The sequence below is a fragment of the Bradyrhizobium arachidis genome (genome assembly GCF_024758505.1).
Lineage (GTDB): Bacteria > Pseudomonadota > Alphaproteobacteria > Rhizobiales > Xanthobacteraceae > Bradyrhizobium > Bradyrhizobium manausense_C.
Genome location: NZ_CP077970.1, coordinates 4,951,964 through 4,978,216 on the forward strand (window position 1 = coordinate 4,951,964; position 26,253 = coordinate 4,978,216).

Genomic DNA, 26,253 nt, shown 5'->3' on the forward strand with positions numbered 1-26,253 from the left:
CCGCCGGTTTGATCAGGCGGCCGAACCCGACATCAAGCTTCGACACCTTGCGATTCGTCCGGCTTCTGCGGCTCCCTGACGGGATCTGCGGGCGGGAATATGCTGTCGTAGATCGCGCGTGCCTCGCGAATGAGACGCGCCCGCTCCAGCTCGGATTTTGGAACAAATCGGACGATGTCGCCCACGTGCTCTCCAGCCTGTTGGGAATTGCATCGGTTCGCGATGCGAACTCCATGCCAAGGCATCCGACTCCCACGGGTCCGGCAAGCCCGGACGAAACCGGCGCAAACAGGCAAATCGTGATGCTGAATCCGTGAAGCCTCCGTGAGGTCCCGCATCCGGGCGTTCACGGGTGCAGCCGGCGCCGATCGGCTGCCGGTCGCGGGGCCCCCGGCGGGCCGCGTCAAAATCAAATTGGAGTGGAAATTCAGAAGCTTGCGATGGAGGCCACGACCAGAATTGAACTGGTGTACACGGTTTTGCAGACCGTTGCGTAACCACTCCGCCACGTGGCCCCAACGAGGGCGGATCAATATAGGGGATCAAGGGCTTAAGCAACCGCCTTCGTCTGCGATTTCCGCAACGATGTCGCCCTCAAGCGAGCGCGCACGCGGCTCACCTTGCACGCTTGGTGCTGTCTTCGCGCGGGCCGCTCGTGCAGAGCGGTTATCCGATCACCTCAACAAGCTTGATGCTTGCGCAGATGATCATTCCCCACAGCGCTAAATTGATCTCGATCGCGGCGAGCATGGGCGTTCTTCCCCAGTGGCACCACTTCTGACTGTAGTGCTCACGTTCTGCAATTCAGCAGTTCCGCAAATGTTTCCCGGAAAATCCAGCAATTTTTCGGCAGGATTGTGCCGGTTGCGTCATAAGTCAACGCAACCTCTTGTTGACACTCGCGAATCCGGACTGGAACCGCTCAGGTCCCTGCCCCGCCGGTGCCAGCGAGATATCTGTCGATGATTTCATCGACGGTTCCCGTCGTGACGATTCGTCCCTGCTGCAACAGAACCGCGCGATTGCAGGTGTTCTTGAGCAGATCGATGTCGTGCGAGGCGAGCACGAGAATGCCGGCGCGCGCGACGATGTCATCGAGACGCTGCCGCGCCTTGCGGCGGAACTGCTGGTCGCCGACGCCGATCCACTCGTCGAGCAGCACGATCTCGCCTTCAACGGCGGTCGCAACCGCAAAGATCAGACGCAGCAGCATGCCGCTGGAATAGGTGCGCAGCGGCAGGTCGAGCTTGTCGCCGAGCTCGGTGAAATCGGCGATCTCCGCACGGCGCGCCTCGATCTCGGCGCGGCGCGCGCCGACCACGAGCCCGCGCCGCATGATGTTCTCGTATCCGGTGGCTTCCTCGTCGAACCCCGCGGCGAGATCGAACAGCGACAGGCAGCGGCCTGATACGTCCGCGCTGCCCGACGTCGGATGGTAGATGCCGGCGAGCACGCGCAGCAGCGTGGTCTTGCCGGCGCCATTGGCGCCGACCAGCGCGACACGATCGCCGGCGCGAATGTCGAGCGAGACGTCGTTCAGCGCGCTGACGATATGCGTCGGCGCCTGCGGACGCGCCTTGAACGGCGTCACGGCGCGCATGAAACGGCGGCGCAGCGAACGCTCGCGGAACGACAGGATCGGAAACTCGACCGAGACCTTCTGAAGCAGGATATGGGCAGATGCACTCATCGCGTCGTGCTCAAAGCCAATACGCCACGCGGCTGCGATATTTTGCGTAGCAGCCGAGCGCGAGGAGTGCGGAGCCCACGGCGTAGGCGAGCCCAAGCAGCCATTGATCGACATCGACCGGCTGCGACAGCAGGGGTTTGCGCACGAGCTCGAGCAGCGTCGTGAACGGGTTCGCCGCGATCAGCCATTGGAACGCGGTGCCGCGCACGGCGTCGGCGGTCCAGATGATCGGTGTGAGGAAGAAGATGAACTGCAATCCGCTTGTTATCGCCGAGCCGATGTCGCGGTAGCGTGCGCAGAGCATGCCAAGCGCCGTCGCGCCGCCGAACAGCGCGACCAGCAGGATCAGGAATCCCGGGATCGCGAGCACCATGGTCGGGTGCAGTGGCCACGGCATCACCAGATAGAGCACGATAACGAGCAGCAGATGGTGCAGGAAGATGATGACGTTACGCGCCAGCATCTGCAGCACATGGACGATCAGCGGTGCAGGCACCGCCTTGATGAGATGGCCCGAGAGCACGAAGACGTTGGAGCCCTCCTGCAGCGTGCTCGCCATCAGCGTCCAGACGATCAGGCCGACCGCAAAGGACGGCAGGAAGCTCGAGACGTCCTGCTTGAACAGTGCCGCATAGACCGTGCCGACGCTGCCGATCGTGGCCGCAAGCGTCAGCGTGATCCAGAGCGGACCGATCACGGTGCGACGGTAGCGCAGCGAAATGTCCATCAGGGCCAGCGTGCCCCAACGATCGAACTGCGCGCCCTGCGCGAGGAGCTCCTGGGCCGCGGCCTTGGTCGGGCTGTCCGTAGATTTCGTCAACTGGCTGTCCATCCGGGCAATGACCTTGGAGGCGGCCGTGCCGCACGGTCTGTAACTGCCCCCTCCCCGGCGGGCAAGTGCCGCACCGGGCTTGCGCAAACTCTGGAACCTTTACACGGACTTGCGACGCCGCTGCGGCCGGCGGCGGCCCTTGGATGCCCTCTTGGACGCAGGTATTGGCGCAAGCTCCGGCATGCTCGCCTGCACCTCGCGGTACCGTGTTAACAGCCGTTCAAAACTCGCATGAAGCGTGGCGGCGATGTCAGGACGCTTTTCCAGGCTCGCAACCATCATCGCGGCAGCCTCGATGGTCGAGAGCCCGTCGCGACGCGGCTCGCGGCGCAGCCGTCCGTAACGCGATGGCTGCGCGGGATTGAGGATGACGCGCTGGCACTTCAGCATCCAGGCATTGCGCCACCACAGCGCCTTGGCCTGGCTCCAGGTGCCGTCGAGCAGCACCACACCCTCGATGCGGTTCAAGATCGCGCGCTGATTGTCGGCCACCTCGCCCTTGCGGGTCAGCGCGACGATGTCGCTGTCGGTATCCAGATCAGCCGCGCGCGCCGAGCCGAGATAGAGCACTGCCCAGCGCGAAGGGTCTGCGACGGGTTTGCCCAGCGCCTTCGCAAGGCTCGGCCAGGACAGCCCGACGCGAACCGTGGCGTTGGCAAAATGCTGCGCCGTCAGCCGCGCAGTGCCGAGCGCCCTGTCCTGTTCCTGCGGATGTTGCAGGATCAGGAGCGCAATGCGGTTCTCGAGCGGCTCGACGCTGTCGCAGATGCACAGCGGCATCGGCTTGAGGCAATGCGGGCACTCGGGGATCGGCTCCGGCGGCGCGGCGGCCACGGCGTCTGACGTATCTGACATCCGGCCGCTATACGCTGGCGGCGCGGCGACAACAACCCGCGATTACTCCGCCGGGGCCTCGACCGCCCGCGACCCGGAGCGCCGGCGCAACCGGTCGATCAGGAGATAGATCACCGGCGTCGTGTACAGCGTCAGGATCTGTGAGACGAACAGGCCGCCGATGATGGTGATCCCCAGCGGACGGCGCAGCTCCGTGCCCGGTCCCGTCGCGACCACCAGCGGAATGCCGGCGAACAGCGCCGCCATGGTCGTCATCAGGATCGGCCGGAAGCGTGCCCGGCACGCCTCGAAGATCGCGTCTGCCGAGGACAGGCCGCGCTGGCGCTCGGCGTCGAGCGCGAAGTCGACCATCATGATGCCGTTCTTCTTGACGATGCCGATCAAGAGGATGATGCCGACAAAGGCGATCACCGTGAGCGGCGTGTTGGTGATCTGGAGCGCGAGCAGCGCGCCGAGCCCCGCCGACGGCAGCGTCGAGATGATCGTCAGGGGATGCGCCAGACTCTCGTAGAGCACGCCGAGCACGATATACATCGCGACCAGCGCACCGAGGATCAAAAGCGGCTGCCGGCCGCTGGTCTTGGCGAAATCGCCGGCATTGCCGTCAAAGCTGCCGCGGATGCCCTCGGGCATGTGCAGCTCCTCGACCGCGCGCTGGATGTTGGCGGTCGCGACCTGGAGCGGCACGTCCGGCAGCAGGTTGAACGACACGGTGGTCGAGGGGAACGATTGCGAGTGGAATACCGCGAGCGCTGCAAGCCCGCGCTGGGCGCGCACCACGGCCGACAGCGGCACCTGCACGTCGTTGGCGCCTGCGACGTAGACACGGTCGAGATTGGTCGGATCGACCTGGAATTTGGGATCGGTCTCCAGCACGATCATGTACTGATTGCGCTGGGTGTAGATGATCGATATCTGCCGCTGCGAGAACGCGTTGTTGAGCGCGTTGTCGATGTCCTGGACACGCACGCCGAGCCGTGAGGCCGCCTGGCGGTCGATGGTGAGATTGAGCTGCAGCCCGCCAGGATCGCGGTCGGCGGAGATGTCGGTGATGCCCTCCACCGTCTCCATCCGCTTTGAGACGATCGGCGCCCATTTCTGCAGGAGGTCGAGATCGGTGCTCGACAGCGTGTACTGGTAGTCGGAATCGCTCTGCCGCCCGCCGGCGCGGACGTCTTGCGCTGCGAACATGAAAAGGCGAATTCCGGCGACGCGATAGAGATTGCGGCGCAGGCGGTCGATCACGAGCTGGGTCGAAATATATTCCCGCTCCTCCGGCGGCTTCAGGCTGATGAACATGGTGCCGCGGTTGGAGGTCGCTCCGCCCGGCCCGCCGCCGCCGAGCACTGAGCCGATGCCGGCAACCGCCGGATCAGCCATCACGATGTCGGCGAGCTGCTGCTGCAGGCCGAGCATGGACTGGAACGAGATGTCGGCCGAGGCGCGGGTCGCGCCGATGATGAAGCCGGAATCGTCGGTTGGGAAATAGCCTTTTGGGGTCTTGACGTAGAGCGTGACCGTCAGGGCGATGGTGGCGAAGAATACGATCAGGGTCAGCAGCGGAAATTCCAGCGCTGTGCGCAGCGTACGCGTATAGAAATTGACGATCCGCCTCAGCGATCCCTCGATCACACGGTCGAACAGCGTGGCAGTTTCGGACGTCGTCTGCTTGATGTAATGCGCGCAGATCATCGGCGTGACCGTCAGCGAGACCAGCGTCGAGACCAGGATCGCAAAGGTCAGGGTCAGCGAGAACTCGCGCAACAGGCGGCCGACGATGCCGTCCATGAAGATCAGCGGCGTGAAAGCCGCGATCAGCGACAGCGAGATCGACACGACGGTGAAACCGATCTGCTTGGCGCCCTCCTGTGCCGCCCGAAGCGGCCGCATGCCGTGCTCGAGATTGCGGTACATGTTCTCGATCATGACGATGGCGTCGTCGACCACGAAGCCGACGGAGATCGCGAGCGCCATCAGCGACAGATTATCGATGGAGAATCCGGCGACCCACATGCCGGCGCAGGTGCCGGCGAGCACCAGCGGCACCGAGATTCCGGCGGCAATCGTCGGCGTGATCCTGCGCAGGAACACGAACACCACGACCATGACGAGCACGGCGGTCGCGAGCAGCGTCCATTGCATATCCAGCACGCTGGCGCGGATCGTGCCGGTGCGGTCGACCAGCGTGGAAATCTCGACGCCGGCCGGAATCCACTGCTTCAGTTCGGGGATCAGCGCCTTGACCCGGTCCACGGTCTCGATGACGTTGGCATCGCCCTGCTTGGTGATCTGGAGGATCACCGCCGGCTGCTTGTTGAACCAGGCAAAGGAGCGCGCGTTGCGGACGGAGTCCTCGATGTCGGCAACATCGGACAGCCGAACGAAATTGCCGTTCGAGCTCTTGATCAGGATGTCCTTGAACTCCTGCGCCGTGCGCATCTGCCGGTTCAGCCCGAGCGTTTCGCTCTGTCGCTCGCCATTGAAGATGCCGACCGGGCCGAGCGGATTGGCGTTGATGATGGCCGTGCGCACGTCGTCGGTGGCAATCCCCGCATTGGCCAGCGCCACCGGGTTGAGCGCGACGCGCACCGCCGGCTGGTCGGCGCCGGAGACCGTCACGTCGCCCACGCCCGGCACCTGCGAAATGCGCTGCGCCAGCACGGTATCGGCGACATCGTAGATCGCGCTGGACGAGATGGTCTTCGAGGTCAACGCCAGCACATAGACCGGCGCGCCGGCAGTATTGGCCTTGCGGAAGCGCGGCAGCGCCGGCAGATCGCTCGGCAGGTCCGAGAGCGAGGCGTTGATCGCCGCCTGCACGTCGCGCGCGGCCCGGTCGATGTTGCGGCCGATGTCGAACTGGAGCTGGATGACGGCCGTGCCGAGCGTGCTCGTCGAGGTGATCTGGTTGAGGCCGGCGATCTCGCCGAGCCTCCTTTCAAGCGGCGCCGCGACGGTCGCCGCCATCACGGACGGGTCCGCGCCGGGACGCGTCGCCGAGACGAAGATCGAGGGAAAGTCGACGTTCGGAACGGAAGCGACCGGCAGGAAGCGGTAGGCCACGATGCCCAGCAAAAACAGTCCGATCGACAGCAGCGTGGTCGCAACGGGCCTGCGGATGAAGGGCTCGGAGATCGAGACCATCGCTCACATCCCCTCGGTCGCCCCGGCCGCCGGCGGGGTGTCGGGCTCCGGCGGCGGCAGCGCGGTTTCCAGGCGCCGGTTGATGCGGTCGAGCGCGAGATAGATCACCGGCGTGGTGTACAGCGTCAGCAACTGGCTGAGCAGCAGGCCACCGATGATGGAGATGCCGAGCGGAAAGCGCATCTCCGAGCCGGTGCCGCTCTCGATCGCGAGCGGCAGCGCGCCGAACAACGCGGCCAGCGTCGTCATCATGATCGGGCGGAAGCGCAAGAGACAAGCCTGCACGATCGCTTCGGTCGCCGGCAGCCCCTGCCCGCGCTCGGCCTCGAGCGCGAAGTCGATCATCATGATCGCGTTCTTCTTGACGATGCCCATCAACAGGATGATGCCGATCAGGCCGATTACGGAAAGATCCTGCCCGAACAGCACCAGCGCCAAAATGGCGCCGACGCCGGCCGAGGGCAGCGTCGAGAGGATGGTGATCGGGTGGATGTAGCTCTCATAGAGCACGCCGAGCACGATATAGATGGTGATCACGGCGGCGAGCAGCAGCCAGGGCTGTCCCGCCAGCGACTTCGCGAATTCCGCGGCATCGCCGGCGTAGACGCCGACGATGCTGCCGGGCATACCGATATTGGTCTCGATCGTCTTCAGCGCCGCGACCGCGTCGCCGAGCGCAGCACCTGGCGCGAGGTTGAAGCTGAGCGAGACCGAGGGGAATTGCGCCTGGTGCGAGATCGCCAGTGGCGCCGTGGTGCGCGTCAGGGTTCCGACCGCCGACAGCGGCACCTGCGCGCCGGCCGCGCCCGGCAGATAGAGTTTTGACAGGATCGACGGGTCGCGCTGATACATCGGCAAGGCTTCCAGCACCACGCGATACTGGTTGGCTTGCCCGTAGATGGTCGATATCTGCCGCTGCGCGAAGGCGTCGTTGAGCGTGTCGGTGATGCCTTGCAGGCTGACGCCGAGCTGGCCGGCGCGGGTGCGGTCGACGTCGATCTGCGCCCGCAGTCCGCCCTCCTGCGCCTCCGACGAGACGTCGCGGAACAAGGGATCGCGCCGCATTTCGGCAACCAGTTTACGCGACCACTCTGCGACCAGCGTCGTGTCCGTGCCGGTCAGCGTGTACTGGTAGAGCGAGCGGCTCGACTGGGTCGATATCTGCACGTCCTGTACCGGCTGGAAGTACACGGTCATGCCGGGAATGCCGGCGACGTGCTGCTTCAATCGATCAACCACCACGCTGACGTCGTCCTTGCGCTCGCCGCGCGGCTTCAGCGTCATCACGAGCTTGCCGACATTCGTGGTCGGATTGACGGAGCCCGCGCCGATCACCGAGACGACACCGACAACGTCAGGATCGGCCTTGATGGCGTCAGCGGCCTCCGTCTGCCGCTTCTGCATCTCGGCAAAGGACACGTCGGGGCCGGCTTCGGTCACGGCCGTGATCGAGGCCGTATCCTGAAGCGGCAAAAAGCCCTTCGGCGCGATGACGTAGAGGACGAGCGTGGCGGCGAGCGTGGCAAAGGTCACAATCAGCGTCGCGCGCTGGTGCTCCAGCACCCACAGCAGCGTACGGTGATAGAAACCGACCATCCAGTCGATGAAGCGATTGACCGCTGCCAGCCCAGGCACGGTCCATTCCTCATGCGCGTGCTTGAGCAGCCGCGAGCACATCATCGGCGTCAGCGTCAGCGAGACCACGGCCGAGGTCACGACCGCGATCGTCAGCGTCAGCGCGAACTCGCGGAACATACGGCCCACCAGGCCGGACATGAACAGAAGCGGGATGAAGACGGCGATCAGCGACACCGTCAGCGAGATCACGGTGAAGCCGATCTCGCTGGCGCCGCGCAGCGAAGCCTGCATCGCATTCTCGCCGTTCTCCATGTGGCGAACGATGTTCTCGATCATCACGATGGCGTCGTCGACCACGAAGCCCGTGCCGATCGTCAGCGCCATCAGCGACAGATTGTCGAGGCTGAAGCCGGCGAAATACATGATGCCGAAGCTCGTGATCAGCGACAGCGGCAGCGCGACGCCCGCGATCAGCGTGGCGCGCAGCGAGCGCAGGAACAGGAGCACCACCAGCGTCACCAGCACGACGCTGAGCACCAGCGTGAACTGCACGTCATGCACGGAGGCGCGGATCGTGACGGTGCGGTCGGAGACCACGGTCAGGTTGACGCCGGCCGGAATGGCGCGCTGGACCTTTGGGATCTCCTCGCGGATCTGCTTGACGACGTCGATCACGTTGGCGCCGGGTTGGCGCTGGATGTCGATGATCACCGCCGGCGTGCCCTGGTACCAGCCGCCGGTGCGGTCGTTCTCCAGTCCGTCGACGATCTGGGCGACGTCGCCGATCGTGACGGGATTGCCGTTGCGGTAGGCAATGATGATGGGCCGGTAGGCGTCCGCCGCGGCGATCTGATCGTTGGCGGCGATGGTGTAGGATTGCTGCGCGCCGTGCAGCGCGCCCTTCGGGCCGGACACGTTGGCGCCGGCGATCGCATTGCGCAGATCCTCCATGGCGATGCCATAGGCCGCAAGCCGCGCCAGATCGGCCTGGACACGCACGGCTGGCTTCAGCCCACCCAGCACCGAGACGCGGCCGACGCCGGAGAGCTGCGCCAGCCGCTGCGCCAAAATCGTGTCGGCGATGTCGCTCATGACCCGCAGCGAGATGGTCTCCGATCGCAGCGCCAGCGTCAGCACCGGCGCGTCCGCGGGGTTCACCTTCGCGTAGGTCGGCGGGTAAGGCAGCGTCCGGGGCAGGACGCCCGCGGCCGCGTTGATTGCGGCCTGCACGTCCTGCGTCGCGCCGTCGATGTCGCGGTTGAGGTCGAACTGCAGCGATATCTGGCTGACGCCGAACGAGCTCGTCGAATTCATCGAGGTCAGCGACGGGATCTGCCCGAGCTGCCGCTCCAGGGGCGCTGTGATCAGCGAGGCAATCACGTCGGGGCTCGCGCCCGGCAATTGCGTCGTCACCTGCACGGTCGGGAAGTCGACCTGCGGCAGCGCCGAGACCGGCAGTGCGAAGTAGCCGAGCGCGCCGCCGATCAACAGCGCAATGCCCAGCAGCGAAGTCGCGATCGGCCGACGGATGAATGGTTCGGAGACGCTCATGAGGCGGCCGTCAGCTGGGCGCTATCGGGGTCATGGCTGCTTTGCTCCACTGCCCGATGGTTGAGCCCCTTGTGCAGGTCCGGTCTGGCCTTTCTGGTCGCCCTCGACGTTCATTTTCTTGGCGCGGCGTTCGCCGTCCTTGCCTTGATTGTCTTTGCCTTGGCTGTCCTTGGCCTCACCGTCCTTCTGCCCATCCTTCTGACCATCTTTGGCCTGACCGCCCTTGGCGTCCGGCGCGCGGGTGCGCTTGCGCGGGGCGAGATCGGCTGACGGGGTCTGCTCGGCCCGGCCCACGATGACCTTCGAGCCGTCGGAGAGATTGGCGAAGCCGGTCGTCACGACGCGGTCGGTCGGCGACAGGCCGCTGGCGATGACGGCGTCGTGCTCGTTCTGCTGCGTGACGGTCACGGGCTTGGCCGAGACGACGTCGCCCTCGCCGATCACGTAGCTGAAGGTGCCGATCGGACCGCGCTGGACCGCCGATGTCGGCACCACCAGCGCCTTGGACAAGGTCTCGACCTTGAGACGGACGTTGACGAACTGGCCGGGCCAGAGCTGGTAGTTGGCGTTGGGGAATTCCGCCTTCAGCTTCAGCGTGCCCGTGGTCGGATCGACCTGGTTGTCGATGCCGGTCAGCTTGCCGGTGTCGATCACGGTGACACCGTCATTGCCGAACACGTCCACCGGAAGTGTGCCTTTGGATGCCGCGGCATTGACGCGCATGATCTGCTGCTGCGGCAGGCTGAACCAGACTGCGATCGGCTGCAATTGCGTGATGACCACCAGACCCGTGGTGTCGGAGGCGTGGATGATGTTGCCCTGGTCGACCTGGCGCAGACCGGCGCGGCCCGACAGCGGCGCCACGATCTTGGTGTAGCCCAGCGTCGCCGCCGCGTTGTCGATAGCGGCCTGATCCGCCTTGATCAGCGCCTCGGTCTGCGCAACCAGCGCGCGCTGGGTGTCGGCCTGCTGCTTGGAGCCGGCATTGGAGGCCGCGAGTTGCTCATAGCGGGCGAGATCGAGCTTCTGGTTGGCAAGCTGCGCCTGGTCCTGCGCCTTCTTGGCAACTGCCTGGTCGTACTGCGCCTGGTAGATCGCGGGATCGATTTCGCCGAGCACGTCGCCCTTCTTGACGTCCTGGCCTTCGGTGAAATTCACGGCGATCAGCTTGCCGTCGACCTGCGAGCGCACGGTCACGGTATTCAGCGCACGAATAGAACCCACGCCGTCGAGATAGACCGGCACGTCCTGGATGCGGGGCATCGCCGCCAGCACCGGCACGGGGAGATCGCGCGGCCCGTTGCGATCGTTGGTCGGCTTGCGCTGGTACGCGTACCAGCCGGCGTAACCGAGCCCGCCGAGGATCAGGAGCGTGACCAGCGTCGACCAGAACCGTCGGCGGCCGCGGGAGGGCTTGCGCGTCGCGCCCGCGTCCTTCGCGCCTTCCTTGGTGTCGGGCTTAAAGAGCATTGACCGGTTTCTCCATCCTCGGCTCCCAGCCTCCGCCCAAGGCCTGGTACAGGCTGACGATCGCGAGCAGCCGCGCGAGCTGCGCCTGCCAAAGGGCATCCTCCGCCTGAAACAGTGTCTGTTGTGTGTTGAGCACGGTCACGATGTCGGCAGTGCCGGCGCGCAACTGCTGCTCGGCAAGGTCGAAGGCGCGCTGCGACGCCGCCACCACCTGGCGCTGGAGCTGGAGCTTGATCGTGGTCTGCTTGATCGAATAGAGCGCATTGTCCACGTCGGCAAAGGACTGCACGATCGTCTTGCGATAGGTCTGGAGCAGCTCGTCCTGGCGGGCCTTGGTAAACTCGAAATTGCCGAGGATCTTGCCGCCGTCGAAGATCGGCTGCGTGGCGCTGCCGACAAGCTGGAAGAAGGCCGCGTGCGGCTGGAACAGCGAGACCAGCGCCGAGCTCTGGTAGCCGCCATTGCCGGTCAGCTGGATGCTGGGAAAGAACTGGGCGCGGGCGTTGCCGATATTGGCGGTGGCCGACGCAAGCTGCGCTTCCTGCCGGCGGATGTCAGGCCGCTGCGTCAGCAATTCCGACGGCAGGCCCGGCGTGACCCGTGGGATCGCGATCGCGTTCAGCGTCCCGCCGCGAACCCGCACGCTCTCGGGCGGGCGCGACACCAGCACGGCGAGCGCGTTGACGTTCTGGTCGAGCGTCTGCCGCAGCGGCGGCACCAGCGCCTTCTGGTTGGCGAGCACGCTCTCCTGCTGGGCGACGTCGAGATCCGTGCCGGTGCCGGCCTGACGCCGTTGCTTGATGGCATCGAGGATGCGCTGGGCGCTGGCGATGTTGCGCTGGGCGGTGCGTAAGCGGTCCTGCGAGGCGAGCACCTGGAAATAGGCGTTGGCGACGCTCGACAGCGCCGTCAGCGCGACGACGTCGCGATCGAAGCGGTTGGCGGTGGCCGTCTCTTCCGCGGCCTGCAGCGCGTCGCGGTTCTGGCCCCAGAAATCGAGCTGGTAGCTCGCGCTCAGGGAGGCCGAATAGTTGACGACCTCGCGGCCGCCATTGGTGAGGCCGGAGGCGCTGGAGCCCGACGTGCGCGAATAGGTCTCATTTCCTCCGCCCGACAGGCTCGGCAACAGTGCAGCACCCGCCTGCCGCGCCTGGGCATCGGCCTCGCGCATGCGGGCCACGGCCGCCGCGATGTCCAGGTTGACGGTCTGCGCCTCCTCCATGAGCTGGGTCAGCTCGGGCGAGCGGAAGCCGCGCCACCAGTCGAGCGCCGGCGGCGCGTCGGGCTTGCCGGCATATTTGTACTGGGTGGGGACGTCCAATGCCGGATCCGGCAGGTCCTGGGTCAGCACGCAGCCGGCCGAGCTCAACGCCAGACAGATCGCGCCGAGCCACCCAGCCGCGCGCAGCGAGGGGAGAGCCGAACCGAAGAGCCGCCGCAGGGCGACCGCCGGGAAGCTGTGTGTCACATCCGCCCCCTGCCGGGCAGCCCAATCCGCAGCCGCGCGTCCGGGCGAACCGATTCGCGGCGGGGCAATATATGGGCCTTCTGCGCGTCGTTCACAGCGGTGATGCCTTCCTGAAACCTGTCGCCATACTAGCCGGGCGCATCAGGGGCGGACAGTCCCGCTGCCCTCGCCATCCACCGCGAAGCGGTCACCGAGCGAATCGCAAAAATGCAAGTTAGGCCCATGTAACGGGGCTTTCTTGCATTCTGCGGCCGTCGGCAAGCATCGGCAAGCTTACGAACATTTCATGTGATCCCAGCGCCACACCGGGACGACAGAGGTCTCCGTCCGGCCCCAGCGGCTGAAACCCTCGCGCGCGGCGCGCCGTAGCTTGCCTGACACCAAGGCAGGGGCTTTACGGAATGCGCATCGCGGTCATCGGGACGGGTATCGCCGGCAACGCGGCGGCCTGGACGCTCTCACGACGTTACCCGGTGACGGTCTATGACCGCGAGCTGCGCGCCGGCGGCCACAGCCACACCGTCACCATCGACTATGACGGCACGCCGATCGCGGTCGACACCGGCTTCATCGTCTACAACGAGCTCAACTATCCCGAGCTCACGGCCATGTACGCCCATCTCGGTGTCGAGACGGTGGAGAGCTGCATGAGCTTCGCCGTCTCGGTCGACGGCGGACGCTTCGAATGGCGCGGTGGCGGCCGCAATTGGCGGGAGACGGCAGCCGGCCTGTTCGCCCAGCGCAGCAATTTGTACTCGCCATCCTATCTCGGGATGCTGCAGGACATCCTGACATTCAACCGGCAAAGCGTGTCTGACCACGAGGCGGGCCGCCTCGCCGGCCTGACGCTCGGCGACTATTTTGCACAGCGGCGGTTCTCCAGGCGGCTGTTGACCGACTATCTGGCGCCGATGGGGGCCGCGATCTGGTCGGCGCCCGCAGCCGACATGCTGAAGTTCCCCGCCGAGAACTTTGTCGCCTTCTTTAGCAATCATCGCCTGCTGCATTACGACCGGCCGGTCTGGCGCACGGTCAAGGGCGGCAGCCAGCGCTATGTCGAGAAGCTCACGGCCTCGTTTAAAGACCGCATCCGGCTCGGCTGCGCGGTGACGTCGATCGAGCGCACGGCGCATGGCATCGTCGTGCACGACAGCATCGGCCATCACGACTGCTTCGACCACGTAGTCATCGCCGCGCACAGCGATCAGGCGCTGGCGATGCTGTCGGACGCTGATCATCACGAGCGCGACATTCTTGGCGCGATCGGCTATGCGCCGAACAGGGTCTATCTGCATCGCGACACCAGGCTGATGCCAAAACGCCGGCGCGCCTGGGCGTCCTGGAATTTCCTGCGCTGGCAGCGCGAGGGCACGGTCGAGAACGATGTCGCCGTGACCTATTGGATGAACCGGCTCCAAGGCATCGACCATGACAAGCCGCTGTTCGTCAGCCTCAACCCACCCTTTGCGCCGGCGCCCGAGCTCACCTTCGGCAAGTTCATCTGCGAGCATCCGCAGTATAATGCCGCCGCCTTTTCCGCCCAGAAGCGGCTGTCGGAAATCCAGGGCCGGCGGCACACCTGGTTCTGCGGCGCATGGACCGGTTACGGTTTTCACGAGGACGGCCTGCGTTCGGGCCTTGCGGTCGCCGAGGCGCTTGGCGCGGTCGCGCCGTGGCGCGAGGTGCCGGCTGAGCTGGCCGAGGCCGCGGAGTAACGCAGATGGCAATGACGACCGCCCTGCCCCCACACCGCGATGCCGCCGCCCTCTACTTCGGCGACGTTATGCACGCGCGGCTGAAGCCGATGGGCCATCGCTTCAGCTATCGCGTCATGAGCCTGCTGATCGATCTCGACCGGCTCGACGAGGCTAACAGGCAATCGCGCCTGTTCGGCGTCAACCGCACCGCGCTGTACAGCTTCCATGAGGCCGATCATGGCGAGCGCGACGGCTCCTCCTTGCGGGCCTATGCCGCGCGCTGTGCCGCCAGGCACGATATCGACCTCAGCGGCGGGCGCGTCGAACTGCTCTGCTATCCCCGCCTGTTCGGCTACACCTTCAATCCGTTGTCGGTCTATTTCTGCTATCGCCGTTCGGGCGAGCTTGCGCTCGTCATCTACGAGGTGCGCAACACCTTTGGCGACGTGCACCCTTACGTCCTGCCGGTGAGGCCGGGCGAATTGAACGCGGCGGGCCTGCGGCAAAGCCAGGACAAGCTGTTCTACGTCTCGCCCTTCGTCGCGATGGCGGCGATGCGCTATCACTTCCGCGTCCTGCCGCCGTCGGAGATCGTCCGCCTGCGTATCCTCGAGACCGACCGCGAGGGGCCACTACTCGCCGCAACCTTCAGTGGTCACCGCAACGCACTCACTTCCCCTGCGTTACTGCGATCGCTCCTCGCATTGCCACTTCTGCCATTCAAGATCATCGCCGCGATCCACTGGGAGGCGCTGCGGCTCTGGCTGAAGGGCGCGCGGTTGATACCACGCCCCGATGTCGCAGCGTCGCATGCCGATCAAACCGACTTGGCGGCCGACAGACGGCGCGCTTATACTGTCCGCCGCTGACCGCCTGCGTGGGCGCGCTCGGGTCCAGCGACAGTGGGAAGAGCGCAACTGGCTTGCGGTCGGACGGAACCTGATCAGGTGATGGGTCCGCCGATGCCGAACGCGATCTCAGTCACGCCGGAAAATGTGGAGACAGTGCTTGCCGACCTGCCGCGCCTGGTTCGCCTGGCGCTGGCGTTCGGCTCCCGATTGAAGCGCGGCACGCTCGACGTGCTTCTGCCCGACGGCCGTGTGATCCGCATGGGCGGCGTTGAGCCGGGACCGAAGGGCGTGATGCGGGTGCACGATTACGCCTTCGCATCCCGGCTCCTCAGCGGCGGCGATATCGGCGTCGCCGAAGCCTATCTGAACGGCGACTGGGACACGCCCGATCTCACGCAATTCCTCTACCTCTTCTGCATCAATCACGACGTCTTCCAGACCATGCTGAACGACAAGCCGCTGATGCGCTTCGTGCAGCTCGTGCGCCACTGGTTCAACCGCAACACGAGGCGCCAGGCGCGCCGCAACATCGAAGCGCACTACGATATCGGCAACGCCTTCTATTCGGCCTGGCTCGACCCGAGCATGACCTACTCCTCGGCCCTGTTCGAGGAGCACACGACCGATCTCACCGCGGCGCAAACCAACAAATATCGCCGCCTCGCGGAGGCGATCGATCTCCAGCCCGGACAAAAACTGCTCGAGATCGGATGCGGCTGGGGTGGCTTTGCCGAATACGCCGCGAAAGCTTACGGTGCCCGCGTCGTCGGTCTCACCATCTCCTCCGAGCAGCGCGACTTCGCGCAGAAGCGCATCCACGACGCCGGGCTTTCGGAGAAGGTCGAGATCCGACTCAGGGATTATCGCGACGAGCGCGACGAGTACGACCGCATTGCCTCGATCGAGATGATCGAAGCCGTGGGCGAGCAGTTTTGGCCAAGGTACTTTGCACAATTGCGTGACCGGTTGCTGCCGGGCGGGCTCGCCGGCATTCAGGCCATCACCATCCAGGACACGCTTTTCCAGAGCTACCGGCGCGAGGTCGACTTCATCCAGCGCTACGTATTCCCCGGCGGCATGCTGCCCTCGCCCGCAGTGCTCAAGTCGCTCGGCGACACCTTTGGTGTCCCTGTCATCCGGGAGCGCATCTTCGGGCAAGATTATGCCAAGACCCTCGCGACCTGGCGAAACAACTTCCGCTCCGCCTGGCCCAACCTCGTGCCGCTCGGCTTCGACGATCGGTTCCGGCGGCTCTGGGAATACTACCTCGCCTATTGCGAAGCCGGCTTCCTCTCCGGGAATATCGACGTCAGACAGGTCGTCTTCGCAAAGCAGCGTTGACCGGGGCCGCTTGTGCCGTACGGCGTGCTCCTTTAGGGTCGCCGGCAACATGAGGAAACGGCGGGCAAGCCCCTGACATGACCATCAAAAACGACGTCGTCGAATCGATCGGCAATACCCCGCTGATCAAGCTGAAGCGCGCCTCCGAGCTGACCGGCTGCACCATTCTCGGCAAGGCCGAATTCATGAACCCCGGCCAGTCCGTGAAGGATCGCGCCGGCAAATGGATGATTTTGGAGGCCGAGAAGCGCGGCGAGCTGAAGCCGGGCGGACTCGTCGTGGAAGCGACCGCCGGCAATACCGGCATCGGGCTCGCGGTCGTCGCCAGCGCCCGCGGCTACCGCACGCTGATCGTGATCCCGGAAACGCAGAGCCAGGAAAAGAAGGATATGCTGCGGCTGTGCGGCGCAGAACTCCTGGAGTCGCCGGCGCTGCCCTATGCCAATCCGAACAACTACCAGCATGTCGGCCGCCGCCTCGCCGACCAGCTCCGCAAGACCGAGCCGAACGGCGTTCTGTTCGCCGACCAGTGGAACAATCTCGACAATCCCAAGGCGCACTACGATTCCACTGGACCGGAAATCTGGCAGCAGACCAATGGCAAGGTGGACGGATTTATCTGCTCGGTCGGCACCGGCGGCACGCTGGCCGGCATCAGCCGGTACCTGAAGGAAAAGAACAAGGACATCGTCACCGCCTGCGCCGATCCGCACGGCTTTGGGATGTACAACCTGTTCAAGACTGGCGAGGCAAAATCGACGCCGGGCGATTCGATCACCGAAGGCATCGGGCTCGGACGCAAGACACCGGTCGTCGAGACCGCGAACGTGGATGACGCGTTCCTGATCTCCGATGAGGAAGCCGTCACGATCATCTACGAATTGCTGCAGCACGAGGGCCTGTGCCTGGGCGGCTCGACCGGCATCAACATCGCCGGCGCCATCCAGCTCGCCAAGCAGCTCGGCCCCGGCAAGACCATCGTCACGATCCTCTGCGACGGCGGCGGCCGCTATCAGTCAAAGCTGTTCAATCCGGAGTTCATGCGCTCGAAAAACCTGCCGGTGCCGGACTGGCTGGAGGCGCGCTCGAAGATCGCGTTGCCGTTGGTGTAGCGCTTCGGGATTAGCTGCGTCCGCCCGACGAGATCCGTGAGAAGCGGTCGGTCGCGGCCGACGGCCTGACGGTGTCACCACCCCAGCGGCCGGACGATGTGTCGGGTGCGCTGCCGGCATCGTCGGCGTAGCCACTCGGCCAGAAATACAGGATCAGCATCAGCACGAGATTGACCAGCCCGCCGATCACCGTGCTCTGATGCTCCTCGCCGACCGCCAGTGCGGGAAACTTTGTGGCCAGCAGCCGGTCCACGAACATGAAGGCGATCCAGAGCGGGACCACGCAGACCGGATCCCATCCGATGTCCCGGATGCGCATCGATTGAATGGTGAAGCTTGCCGCGGCGAACAGCACGATGGCGACGATGGTGACCGGGGTCTGCAGCAGCTCTTCCGGCCGCATCTTCGTCGGCATGGCGTGCCTCAGAGCGAACATCGCGATGAAGAAGCAGATCCCGGTCATCACGATCGCCAGGACGATCGTGGCGAGAAAGAACTGCAATCGCCCCATGCGGGCGTTGAGGCCGAACAGGAAACCGAGCATTGGCGCACCCCTCTCGGGGGCACATGCGCAGCAATTGCTTTCGGACCGATGAACCGGCAGGCAGGCGCCCGCCGGCACGATGTCCGGCCGGTTACGAAGATCTCGACAATTTGACGCTTTCAGAGCGTTTTCCCGCGAAGTGGATACCGGTTCGCGGCAAGAAAACGCGTCAAGACAAGAGGCCCGCGATCAGCGCAGGATCTGGCTCAAGAACAATTTCGTGCGGCTATGCTGGGGGCTCGCGAAGAATTCGTGCGGCGTGTTGGCTTCGATGATCTGGCCGGCGTCCATGAACACGACGCGGTTGGCGACTTCGCGCGCAAAGCCCATTTCATGGGTTACGACCAGCATGGTCATGCCTTCCCGGGCGAGGTCCACCATGGTGTCCAGCACTTCCTTGACCATTTCAGGGTCGAGCGCCGAGGTCGGCTCGTCGAACAGCATGACCTTGGGATTCATGGTGAGCGCGCGCGCGATCGCGACGCGCTGCTGCTGACCGCCGGACATCTGGCCCGGAAACTTGTTGGCCTGGTGCGGGATCTTGACCCGCTCCAGAAACTTCATCGCGGTGGCCTCTGCGTCCTTCTTCGGGATGTTGCGCACCCAGATCGGCGCCAGCGTGCAATTGTCCAGCACCGTCAGATGCGGGAACAGATTGAAACTCTGGAACACCATGCCGACCTCGCGCCGGACGGCGTCGATGTGCTTCAGGTTCGGCCCGAGTTCGATGCCGTCGACGACGATCTCGCCCTCCTGGAATTCCTCCAGCGCATTGATGCAGCGGATCAGCGTCGACTTGCCCGAGCCGGACGGACCGCAGATCACGATGCGCTCGCCCTTCTCGACTTCCAGGTCGATGTCGCGCAGCACGTGAAAATCGCCGTACCATTTGTTGAGGCCGGAAATATTGACGATCGGGTTGGCGGACATGGTTAACCTCAGTTGCGGCGATGGGCGTTGAGACGCTTCTCGACGAAAAGCGAGTAGCGCGACATTCCAAAGCAGAAGACGAAATAGATGATCCCGACGAAAGCAAAACCGGTGAACAGGGTCGAGGGCGCCGACCATTTGGGATCCGCAAACGACGCCCGCAGCGAGCCCAGCAGGTCGAACAGCGCCACGATCGAGACCAGCGAGGTGTCCTTGAACAGCGAGATGAAACTATTGACGAGGTTTGGAATGACGTGGCGTAGCGCCTGAGGCAGCACGATCAGCGAGGTCGTCTTCCACCAGGACAGCCCGAGCGCCGCGGCGGCTTCGCCCTGCCCGCGCGGAATCGCGGCCAGACCGCCGCGAATGTTTTCGGCCTGATAGGCGCCGGTAAACAGCGCGATGCCGATCAGGGCGCGCACGAGGCCGTCGACTGAAAAATTGCCCGGCAGGAATAAGGGCAGCATGTAGGTGCCGAAGAACAGCACAGTGATCAACGGCACGCCGCGCCAGAACTCGATGTAGGCGATCGAGAATATCCGGATCAGCGGAATGGTTGACCGGCGCCCGAGCGCCAGCGCGACACCGATCGGCATGGACGTGACGATACCCGTCACGGCGACCACCAGCGTCACCAGCAGGCCGCCCCACAGGCTGGTCTGGACGATCGGAAGGCCACCGCGATCGAGCCCCATCAGCTTGATGACGCCGGCGATGGCGATGAAAGTCGCAACGCTCGTTGCGAGCGCGCGCCATCCGCTGCGCACGCCGCCGCCGAGGATGAAGGCGAGCAGCGAGACCACGATGGCGGTGATGGCGAAATCGGCCCAGACCGACTGTCCCGTTGCCTGCAAGAGGTCGCGCAGCCAGGTCAGCGGAAAGATCAGCCAGTAGATCGCCGTGCCGATCAACACGATGAGCTGGCCGACGATCCAGAGCAGCGGTCCGATCGCCGAGCTCTTACTGAGGTTAAGCAATGCCTGCCCGGCGCCGGTGATGCTTTCGTCGAACAATTGCAACAGGCCCGCGGTCCAGCTCAGGCCGAAGCCGGTGATGCCGCCGCCGCACAACAGGAAGAACGCGACCACCGGAAAGGCGAAGAAGAACAGGCCGGCGTTCAATCCCTTTGCCGGCAGGCGCGGAATGAGAAGGGGCAGCAGCAATATGGCCGCGAGGAAGAAGGTCAGATTGACCCGCCAGCGCTCGGCTTCGGGATAGAAGCCGTACATCAGCTGCGGGAATTTCGCCTGGATGTAGGGCCAGCAGGCGCCGGCCGCGTTCTCCCCGATGCACGCCGTGCGATCCGTGCCGGTCCAGACCGCGTCGACCAGCAGGAACCTGACCGACGGAACGATGGTGAACCAGAGCAGCAGGGCGCCGACGATGGTCAGGAGAATGTTGGTCGGCGAATTGAACAGGCGGGTGCGCAGCAAGCCGACAAAGCCTGTCGTCTTGACCGGCGCTGGACGCTCGCCGACGAGGTCCTGACGGACGAAGGATGACGCGGTGATGTCGGTCATGCGCCCAAGCTCCGGCTGATGCGCCAACCGTAGACGCTCATGATCGCGCTGGTGACGAGCGAGATCAGGAGATAGACGCCCATCGTCATGGCGATGATCTCGATCGCCTGTCCCGTCTGGCTCAGCGACGTGCCGGCAAACACCGACACCAGGTCGGGATAGCCGATCGCGACCGCGAGCGAGGAGTTCTTGGTGAGGTTGAGATACTGGTTGGTCAGCGGCGGCACGATGACGCGCATCGCCTGCGGCACGACGATCAGGCGGAGCGTGGTGCCGCGGCTGAGGCCGAGCGAGGCGCCGGCCTCCATCTGTCCCTTGTGCACGGAGAGGATGCCGGCGCGCACGATCTCGGCGATGAAGGCAGCCGTATAGGTCGACAGCGCCAGCGTCAGCGCGACGAATTCCGGGATGATGCGCGAGCCGCCGGCAAAGTTGAAGCCCTTGAGCTGCGGCACCTCGAAGACGAAGGGCACACCGAACGCCAGCATCGCTGCAATCGGCAGCCCGAACAGCAGGCCCAGCACGTAGGGCCAGATCCGGATCACCTGCCCGCGCTGGAACAGCGCCCGCCGCGAATAGCTGCGTAGCGCAAGCGATCCGACGATGCCGAGCGCCAGCATGACCAGGAACGGCGTCAGGCCGGGCTCGCCAATTGGCGAGGGAACGACCAGTCCGCGATTGCTGACGAAGGCGAGGCCGAACAGCGAGAAGCTCTGGCGCGGATTGGGCAACACCCCAAGCACGGCCAGGTACCAGAACAGGATCTGGAACAGCAGCGGCAGGTTGCGGATGATCTCGACATAGATCTCGCCGACGCGGGACAGCAGCCAGTTGGGCGAGAGCCGACATAACGCGATGACGAAGCCGAGCACCGTGGCGAACACGATGCCGATCACCGAGACCACGATCGTGTTGAGGAGCCCGACCACGAACACGCGCAGGAACGTGTCCGAGCCGGTATAGGGGATCAGGGTCTGATTGACGTCGAAGCCCGCGTTGTTTCTCAGGAAGCCAAAGCCCGCGGCGATGTGCTGGTTCTCGAGGTTGGCGCGGGCATTGGAGACGATCTCATAGGCAATCCAGCCCAGGATCGCCGCGAAGGCGAACTGGACGGCGACGCCGTTCCAGCCAGCCTTCCCGCCCAAGAGGCGCCTGATCCTCAGCGCGATCTGGGGCGGCGGTTTGCGGGCTTCGGTGCTCATCGCCGCGAGCCGTGGTCGCGGGCGATCAGCGGATCGGCGGCGCGTACTGAAGACCGCCCTTGTTCCAGAGGCTGTTGAGACCGCGGGCGATGCCTAGCGGCGAGCCGGTGCCGACGTTCTTGTCGAAGACCTCGCCGTAATTGCCGACGTGCTTCACGATCCGCACCACCCAATCCTTGGTCAGGCCGAGCTGCTCGCCGAAATTGCCGTCGGTGCCGAGAACGCGTTTCAGCTCCGGATTGTCCGACTTCGCCTTCTCGTCGATGTTCTTGGCGTTGAGGCCGAGCTCCTCGGCGGTGACCATCGCGAACAGCGTCCATTTCACGATGTCGAACCACTGGTCGTCGCCATGGCGCACCATCGGTCCGAGCGGCTCCTTCGAGATGATCTCCGGCAGCACGACGTGATCGGCGGGATTGGCGAGCTTCAGACGATTGGCGTAGAGGCCGGACTGGTCCGTGGTGAACACGTCGCAACGTCCGGATTCATAGGCCTTGACCGTTTCGTCGTTGGTGCCGAACGCGATCACCTCGTACTTCATGTTGTTGGCCCGGAAGTAGTCGGCGAGATTCTGCTCCGTGGTGGTTCCGGTCTGGACACAGACCGAGGCGCTATTGAGCTCCAGCGCCGAGTTCACCTTCAGCGACTTCTTCACCATGAAGCCCTGCCCGTCGTAATAGGTCACGCCGGTGAAGTTGGCGCCGAGCGAGGTGTCGCGCGAAATGGTCCAGGTGGTGTTGCGCGAGAGCAGGTCGATCTCGCCGGACTGAAGCGCGGTGAAGCGGTCCTTGGCCGACGTCGGCACGTACTTGACCTTGGTCGGATCGTTGAAGATCGCAGCCGCGATCGCGCGGCAGACGTCGACGTCGAGACCGGTCCAGTTGCCCTTGTCGTCCGGTGACGAGAAGCCCGGCAGGCCCTGGCTGACGCCGCAGGACAGCGAGCCCCGGTCCTTGATCGTCTTGAGCGTCTGGGCATTGGCGGCCTGCGCGGACAGGCCGGCGGCGAAGGCAAGGGTGAGAACCAGGGTTACGCGTTTCATGGCTGGGCCTTTCAAAGGTCGCTTCAGGGTCTTCGTCTCGCAGGCGTCTCTGCCGGCAGCGTCCCCTGCAAGATCCGTGCAGGACATGGCCCTGCAGGACATCCTTGCCGAACGCGGCGACCATGCTGGTGGGCCAAACCCTGAAATCCCCGCCGCCAAGCGTCTTGCCCTTCAGGCTCTTACGCTTGGTTCAGTCAGGCGATGGATCGAAGATCGCGGCAGGCCCCTCAACATGCGGCGACAGAATAGCACCCCCGCATCACAGAACGACTGGCGAGCCGGGTCAAGGGGTTGACGGGACTCTTCTGTGTTCTGTTATTAACGGTCGCGGCCCCTCCGCCGCCCGCGGGACGCCTCGGGCCTCCCGGAAAAGCACCCTTAGAAAGCACCCGCATGGATTCCTCGCACGGCGCTCAGCCCATTCCGCAACACCCTGAAACCCGGCTGGTGACGTCCGGCCGCGACACCAAGGCGCAGAAGGGCTTTGTCAATCCGCCCGTGTTTCACGGGTCGACCGTGCTCTATCCGACCGCCGAGGACCTGCACGCCCATCGCGGCGAGTTCCAGTACGGCCGCCACGGCACGCCGACCACCCGCGCGCTCCAGGACACGCTGATGGCGCTGGAAGGCCCGCAATGCGCCGGCGTCGGCCTTGTGCCCTCGGGTCTCGCTGCGATCTCGACCACCCTCCTCGCGGTGCTTGGGGCGGGCGACCATCTCCTGGTCTGCGATAATGTCTACCGGCCCTCGCGCAATTTCTGTAACGGCCTGCTCTCCCGCTTCGGCGTCGAGACCACCTATTTCGATCCGCTGATCGGCGCCGGCATCGAAAAGCTGTTCAAGCCTAACACCCGCGCCGTGCTGGTGGAGGCGCCGGGCTCGCAGTCCTTCGAGATGCCCGACATCCGCGCCATCGCCGAGGTCGCGCATGCGCGCGGCGCGCTCGTCATCGACGACAACACCTGGGCAACCCCGCTCTATCACCGCTCGCTCGAGCAGGGCGTCGACATCTCGATGCAGGCCGCTACCAAATATATCGGCGGCCACTCCGACATCATGTTCGGCACGATCTCGGCCAACGCCAAGGCCTGGCCATTGCTCGCCGAGACCATCCGCCTGCTCGGCGTTTGCGCCGGACCCGACGACGTCTTCCTCGCACTGCGTGGCATGCGCACGCTCGCGGTGCGGCTCGCCCAGCACCATCGTTCGGGACTGGAGATGGCGCGCTGGCTCGCTGCCAGGCCCGAGGTCGCGCGCGTGCTGCATCCGGCGCTCGAGACCGATCCGGGGCACGCGATCTGGAAGCGCGACTTCACCGGTGCCTCGGGTCTCTTCAGCATAGTGCTGAAGCCCGCACCGCAGAAGGCCGTCGACGCGATGCTCGATACCCTCAAGCTGTTCGGCATGGGCTTTTCCTGGGGCGGCTTCGAGAGCCTGGTGATTCCCTTCGACTGCGACCTCTACCGCACCGCGACGAAGTGGTCACCCGGCGGCCCGACGCTGCGATTCCATATCGGGCTCGAAAATGTCGAGGACCTCAAGGCCGATCTCGACCGCGGCTTTGTTGCCTTGAACGCGGCAATTTGAGCCTTCGCACTGGGCATTGCGCCCAGCGACTGGGCCGCAGCAAAGGTTAATGCAACTACGTTCCCATAAAAGGATTGATCCCCGGGCATTTGGGGGTAGCCTGATCCTTCGACTCTATTCCGGACGCGGAGCATGGGAAGTTTGGTACTGCTCGACCTGATGGGCGGCGTTGCGCTGCTGCTGTGGGGCCTGCACATGGTCCACAGCGGGATTTTGCGCGCCTTCGGTCCGGACCTGCGCCGCCTCCTCGGGAAAGCGCTGAGCAACCGCTTCAGCGCCTTTGCCGCCGGGCTCGGCCTTACCGCCCTGCTCCAGAGCAGTACGGCGACCGCTCTGATCACCAGTTCTTTTGCGGCCGAAGGACTCGTCAGCCTGGTCGCAGCGCTCGCCATCATGCTCGGGGCCAATGTCGGCACCACGCTGATCGTGCAGGTGCTGTCGTTCAACATTGCAGCCGTCGCGCCGGTCCTGTTCGTGATCGGGCTCGTGGCATTCCGCTCCGGCCCGCGCTCGCGCATCAAGGATATCGGCCGCGTCGCGATCGGGCTCGGCCTGATGCTGCTGTCGCTGCACATTTTGCTCGATACGCTGGCGCCGGCCGAGAATGCGCCGGGCGTGCGCGTCTTCATGTCGGCGATCACAGGCGATCCCATCCTCTGCATCGTCATCGCGGCCGTGGTCACCTGGGCCGTGCATTCCAGCGTCGCCAGCGTGCTGCTGATCATGTCGCTGGCCTTCTCCCAGTTCATCTCACCGCAGGCCGCGCTTGCGCTTGTCCTCGGCGCCAATCTCGGCAGCGCCATCAACCCCGTCTTCGAGGGCGCGCGGCGCGAGGATCCCACGAGCTACCGCCTGCCGGTCGGCAACCTCATCAATCGCGTCATCGGCATCGCGCTGGTGCTGCCGTTCCTGAACCCGATCGCCGATCTGCTCCAGGCCTGGCAGCCCGACGCGGCCAGGATGACCGCGGCGTTTCATATTGCGTTCAACGTCGCGACGGCCGCGCTGTTCATCGGACTGCTCGACGTCATGGCCCGGTTCCTGACCTGGTTGCTGCCCGAGCGCGTCCAGGAGGCCGACGCGTCGCGGCCACGCTACCTCGACGAAAGTGCGCTGGAGACGCCGTCGTTGGCGCTTGCCGACGCCGCGCGCGAGGTGCTGCGGATGGGCGACCTGGTCGAGGTCATGCTGCGCAAGGTGATGGCGGCAATGATGACCGACGACCGCGCGCTGGTCGATCAGGTCTCCAAGACCGACAACATCGTCGACAGCCTGGACGAGGCGATCAAGCTCTACGTTACCAAGCTGACGCGCGGCAGCCTCGACGAGACTGAGGGACGGCGAGCGATGGAAATCGTCTCCTTCGCCATCAATCTCGAGCATATCGGCGACATCATCGACAAGAATTTGAGCGAGCTCGCCACCAAGAAGATCAAGCGCCGCTTCCAGTTCTCGCCCGAGGGTGCCGAGGAGCTCGCTTCCTTCCACAAGAAGACGATGGAATCGCTGCGCATCGCCTTCGGAGTGTTCATGTCTGGAGACGCCAACGAGGCGCGCAAGCTGCTGGTTGAGAAGGCCTCGCTGCGCAATACCGAGCTTGCCGCGATCGAGCGCCATCTCGACCGCCTGCGCGAGGGACGCCCGGAAACCATCGAGACCACCTCGCTGCATCTCGACGTGCTGCGCGACCTGCGCCGCATCCACTCGCACATCTGCTCGGTGGCCTATCCGGTGCTGGACGCCGCCGGCCAGCCCTATCGTCGGAACGAGGCGGAGGCAGCCGCCCTGCCCGCCGCCGGCGCAGCCTCGGCGCTGCCGCGCTGAGGGCGGGCCCCCGGA

The 26,253-nt window shown here is 65.0% G+C and carries 19 protein-coding genes and 1 tRNA gene; 6 read left to right on the forward strand and 14 right to left on the reverse strand.

From position 1 onward, the window contains the following. Nucleotides 1-32: 32 nt before the first annotated feature. From KUF59_RS22875 to KUF59_RS22915, 9 genes are all read right to left on the reverse strand, one after another. Nucleotides 33-185: a hypothetical protein gene (locus tag KUF59_RS22875; protein WP_212461198.1), complete on the reverse strand. Its 153-nt coding sequence runs from the start codon at nt 183-185 to the stop codon at nt 33-35. A 256-nt stretch (nt 186-441) separates the two neighbouring features. Then, nucleotides 442-515: transfer RNA gene (locus KUF59_RS22880), tRNA-Cys, on the reverse strand. Nucleotides 516-922: 407 nt separating this feature from the next. Then, nucleotides 923-1,690 (reverse strand): ABC transporter ATP-binding protein, encoded by a 768-nt coding sequence (locus tag KUF59_RS22885; RefSeq protein ID WP_212461199.1) that lies wholly within the window; start codon nt 1,688-1,690, stop codon nt 923-925. A gap of 10 nt (nt 1,691-1,700) precedes the next feature. After that, nucleotides 1,701-2,510, reverse strand: coding sequence for an ABC transporter permease (locus tag KUF59_RS22890; protein WP_249140632.1), 810 nt, complete (start codon nt 2,508-2,510; stop codon nt 1,701-1,703). A 111-nt stretch (nt 2,511-2,621) separates the two neighbouring features. Then, nucleotides 2,622-3,377: a tRNA-uridine aminocarboxypropyltransferase gene (locus KUF59_RS22895; RefSeq protein ID WP_212461201.1), complete on the reverse strand. Its 756-nt coding sequence runs from the start codon at nt 3,375-3,377 to the stop codon at nt 2,622-2,624. Between the two features lie 42 nt (nt 3,378-3,419). Next, nucleotides 3,420-6,521 carry an efflux RND transporter permease subunit gene (locus tag KUF59_RS22900; RefSeq protein WP_258767184.1) on the reverse strand — a complete coding sequence of 1,034 codons (3,102 nt, stop codon included), beginning with the start codon at nt 6,519-6,521 and terminating at the stop codon, nt 3,420-3,422. Nucleotides 6,522-6,524: 3 nt separating this feature from the next. After that, the gene (locus KUF59_RS22905) at nt 6,525-9,650 is read right to left on the reverse strand and encodes an efflux RND transporter permease subunit (RefSeq protein WP_212461203.1); all 3,126 of its coding nucleotides are present in this window, start codon (nt 9,648-9,650) and stop codon (nt 6,525-6,527) included. Between the two features lie 30 nt (nt 9,651-9,680). Further along, a complete protein-coding gene (locus KUF59_RS22910; protein ID WP_258767185.1) occupies nt 9,681-11,120 on the reverse strand; it encodes an efflux RND transporter periplasmic adaptor subunit in 1,440 nt (479 codons plus the stop codon). Further along, nucleotides 11,110-12,588 carry an efflux transporter outer membrane subunit gene (locus KUF59_RS22915; RefSeq protein ID WP_408918028.1) on the reverse strand — a complete coding sequence of 493 codons (1,479 nt, stop codon included), beginning with the start codon at nt 12,586-12,588 and terminating at the stop codon, nt 11,110-11,112. The genes KUF59_RS22910 and KUF59_RS22915 overlap by 11 nt, the downstream gene beginning before the upstream one ends. Before the next feature lie 401 nt (nt 12,589-12,989). Here KUF59_RS22915 and KUF59_RS22920 point away from each other — a divergent pair, with 401 nt between their 5' ends. The 4 genes from KUF59_RS22920 to KUF59_RS22935 all read left to right on the forward strand — a co-directional run bounded on the left by KUF59_RS22920 (nt 12,990) and on the right by KUF59_RS22935 (nt 17,589). Beyond that, nucleotides 12,990-14,303 carry an NAD(P)/FAD-dependent oxidoreductase gene (locus KUF59_RS22920; RefSeq protein ID WP_212461205.1) on the forward strand — a complete coding sequence of 438 codons (1,314 nt, stop codon included), beginning with the start codon at nt 12,990-12,992 and terminating at the stop codon, nt 14,301-14,303. 11 nt (nt 14,304-14,314) lie between these two features. After that, nucleotides 14,315-15,154, forward strand: coding sequence for a DUF1365 domain-containing protein (locus KUF59_RS22925; RefSeq protein ID WP_212461240.1), 840 nt, complete (start codon nt 14,315-14,317; stop codon nt 15,152-15,154). Nucleotides 15,155-15,247: 93 nt separating this feature from the next. Continuing rightward, nucleotides 15,248-16,477, forward strand: coding sequence for an SAM-dependent methyltransferase (locus KUF59_RS22930; protein ID WP_212461206.1), 1,230 nt, complete (start codon nt 15,248-15,250; stop codon nt 16,475-16,477). Between the two features lie 77 nt (nt 16,478-16,554). Beyond that, nucleotides 16,555-17,589 carry a cysteine synthase A gene (locus KUF59_RS22935; RefSeq protein ID WP_212461207.1) on the forward strand — a complete coding sequence of 345 codons (1,035 nt, stop codon included), beginning with the start codon at nt 16,555-16,557 and terminating at the stop codon, nt 17,587-17,589. A gap of 10 nt (nt 17,590-17,599) precedes the next feature. Here KUF59_RS22935 and KUF59_RS22940 read toward each other — a convergent pair whose 3' ends face one another. The 5 genes from KUF59_RS22940 to KUF59_RS22960 all read right to left on the reverse strand — a co-directional run bounded on the left by KUF59_RS22940 (nt 17,600) and on the right by KUF59_RS22960 (nt 22,827). Next, nucleotides 17,600-18,133, reverse strand: a complete 534-nt coding sequence (locus KUF59_RS22940) for a DUF805 domain-containing protein (RefSeq protein WP_212461208.1) — start codon at nt 18,131-18,133, stop codon at nt 17,600-17,602. 189 nt (nt 18,134-18,322) lie between these two features. Further along, nucleotides 18,323-19,063: an amino acid ABC transporter ATP-binding protein gene (locus KUF59_RS22945; RefSeq protein ID WP_249140633.1), complete on the reverse strand. Its 741-nt coding sequence runs from the start codon at nt 19,061-19,063 to the stop codon at nt 18,323-18,325. A gap of 8 nt (nt 19,064-19,071) precedes the next feature. Further along, complete coding sequence (locus KUF59_RS22950) at nt 19,072-20,583, reverse strand: amino acid ABC transporter permease (protein ID WP_212461209.1); 1,512 nt, start codon at nt 20,581-20,583, stop codon at nt 19,072-19,074. Beyond that, nucleotides 20,580-21,785 carry an amino acid ABC transporter permease gene (locus tag KUF59_RS22955; RefSeq protein ID WP_212461210.1) on the reverse strand — a complete coding sequence of 402 codons (1,206 nt, stop codon included), beginning with the start codon at nt 21,783-21,785 and terminating at the stop codon, nt 20,580-20,582. The genes KUF59_RS22950 and KUF59_RS22955 overlap by 4 nt, the downstream gene beginning before the upstream one ends. A 25-nt stretch (nt 21,786-21,810) precedes the next feature. After that, nucleotides 21,811-22,827: an amino acid ABC transporter substrate-binding protein gene (locus KUF59_RS22960; protein WP_212461211.1), complete on the reverse strand. Its 1,017-nt coding sequence runs from the start codon at nt 22,825-22,827 to the stop codon at nt 21,811-21,813. 393 nt (nt 22,828-23,220) lie between these two features. Here KUF59_RS22960 and metC point away from each other — a divergent pair, with 393 nt between their 5' ends. Next, on the forward strand, nt 23,221-24,414 hold the full coding sequence (metC, locus tag KUF59_RS22965; protein WP_212461212.1) for a cystathionine beta-lyase: 1,194 nt from the start codon (nt 23,221-23,223) through the stop codon (nt 24,412-24,414). A gap of 132 nt (nt 24,415-24,546) precedes the next feature. Next, a complete protein-coding gene (locus KUF59_RS22970) occupies nt 24,547-26,238 on the forward strand; it encodes a Na/Pi cotransporter family protein (protein ID WP_212461213.1) in 1,692 nt (563 codons plus the stop codon). Nucleotides 26,239-26,253: the final 15 nt, after the last annotated feature.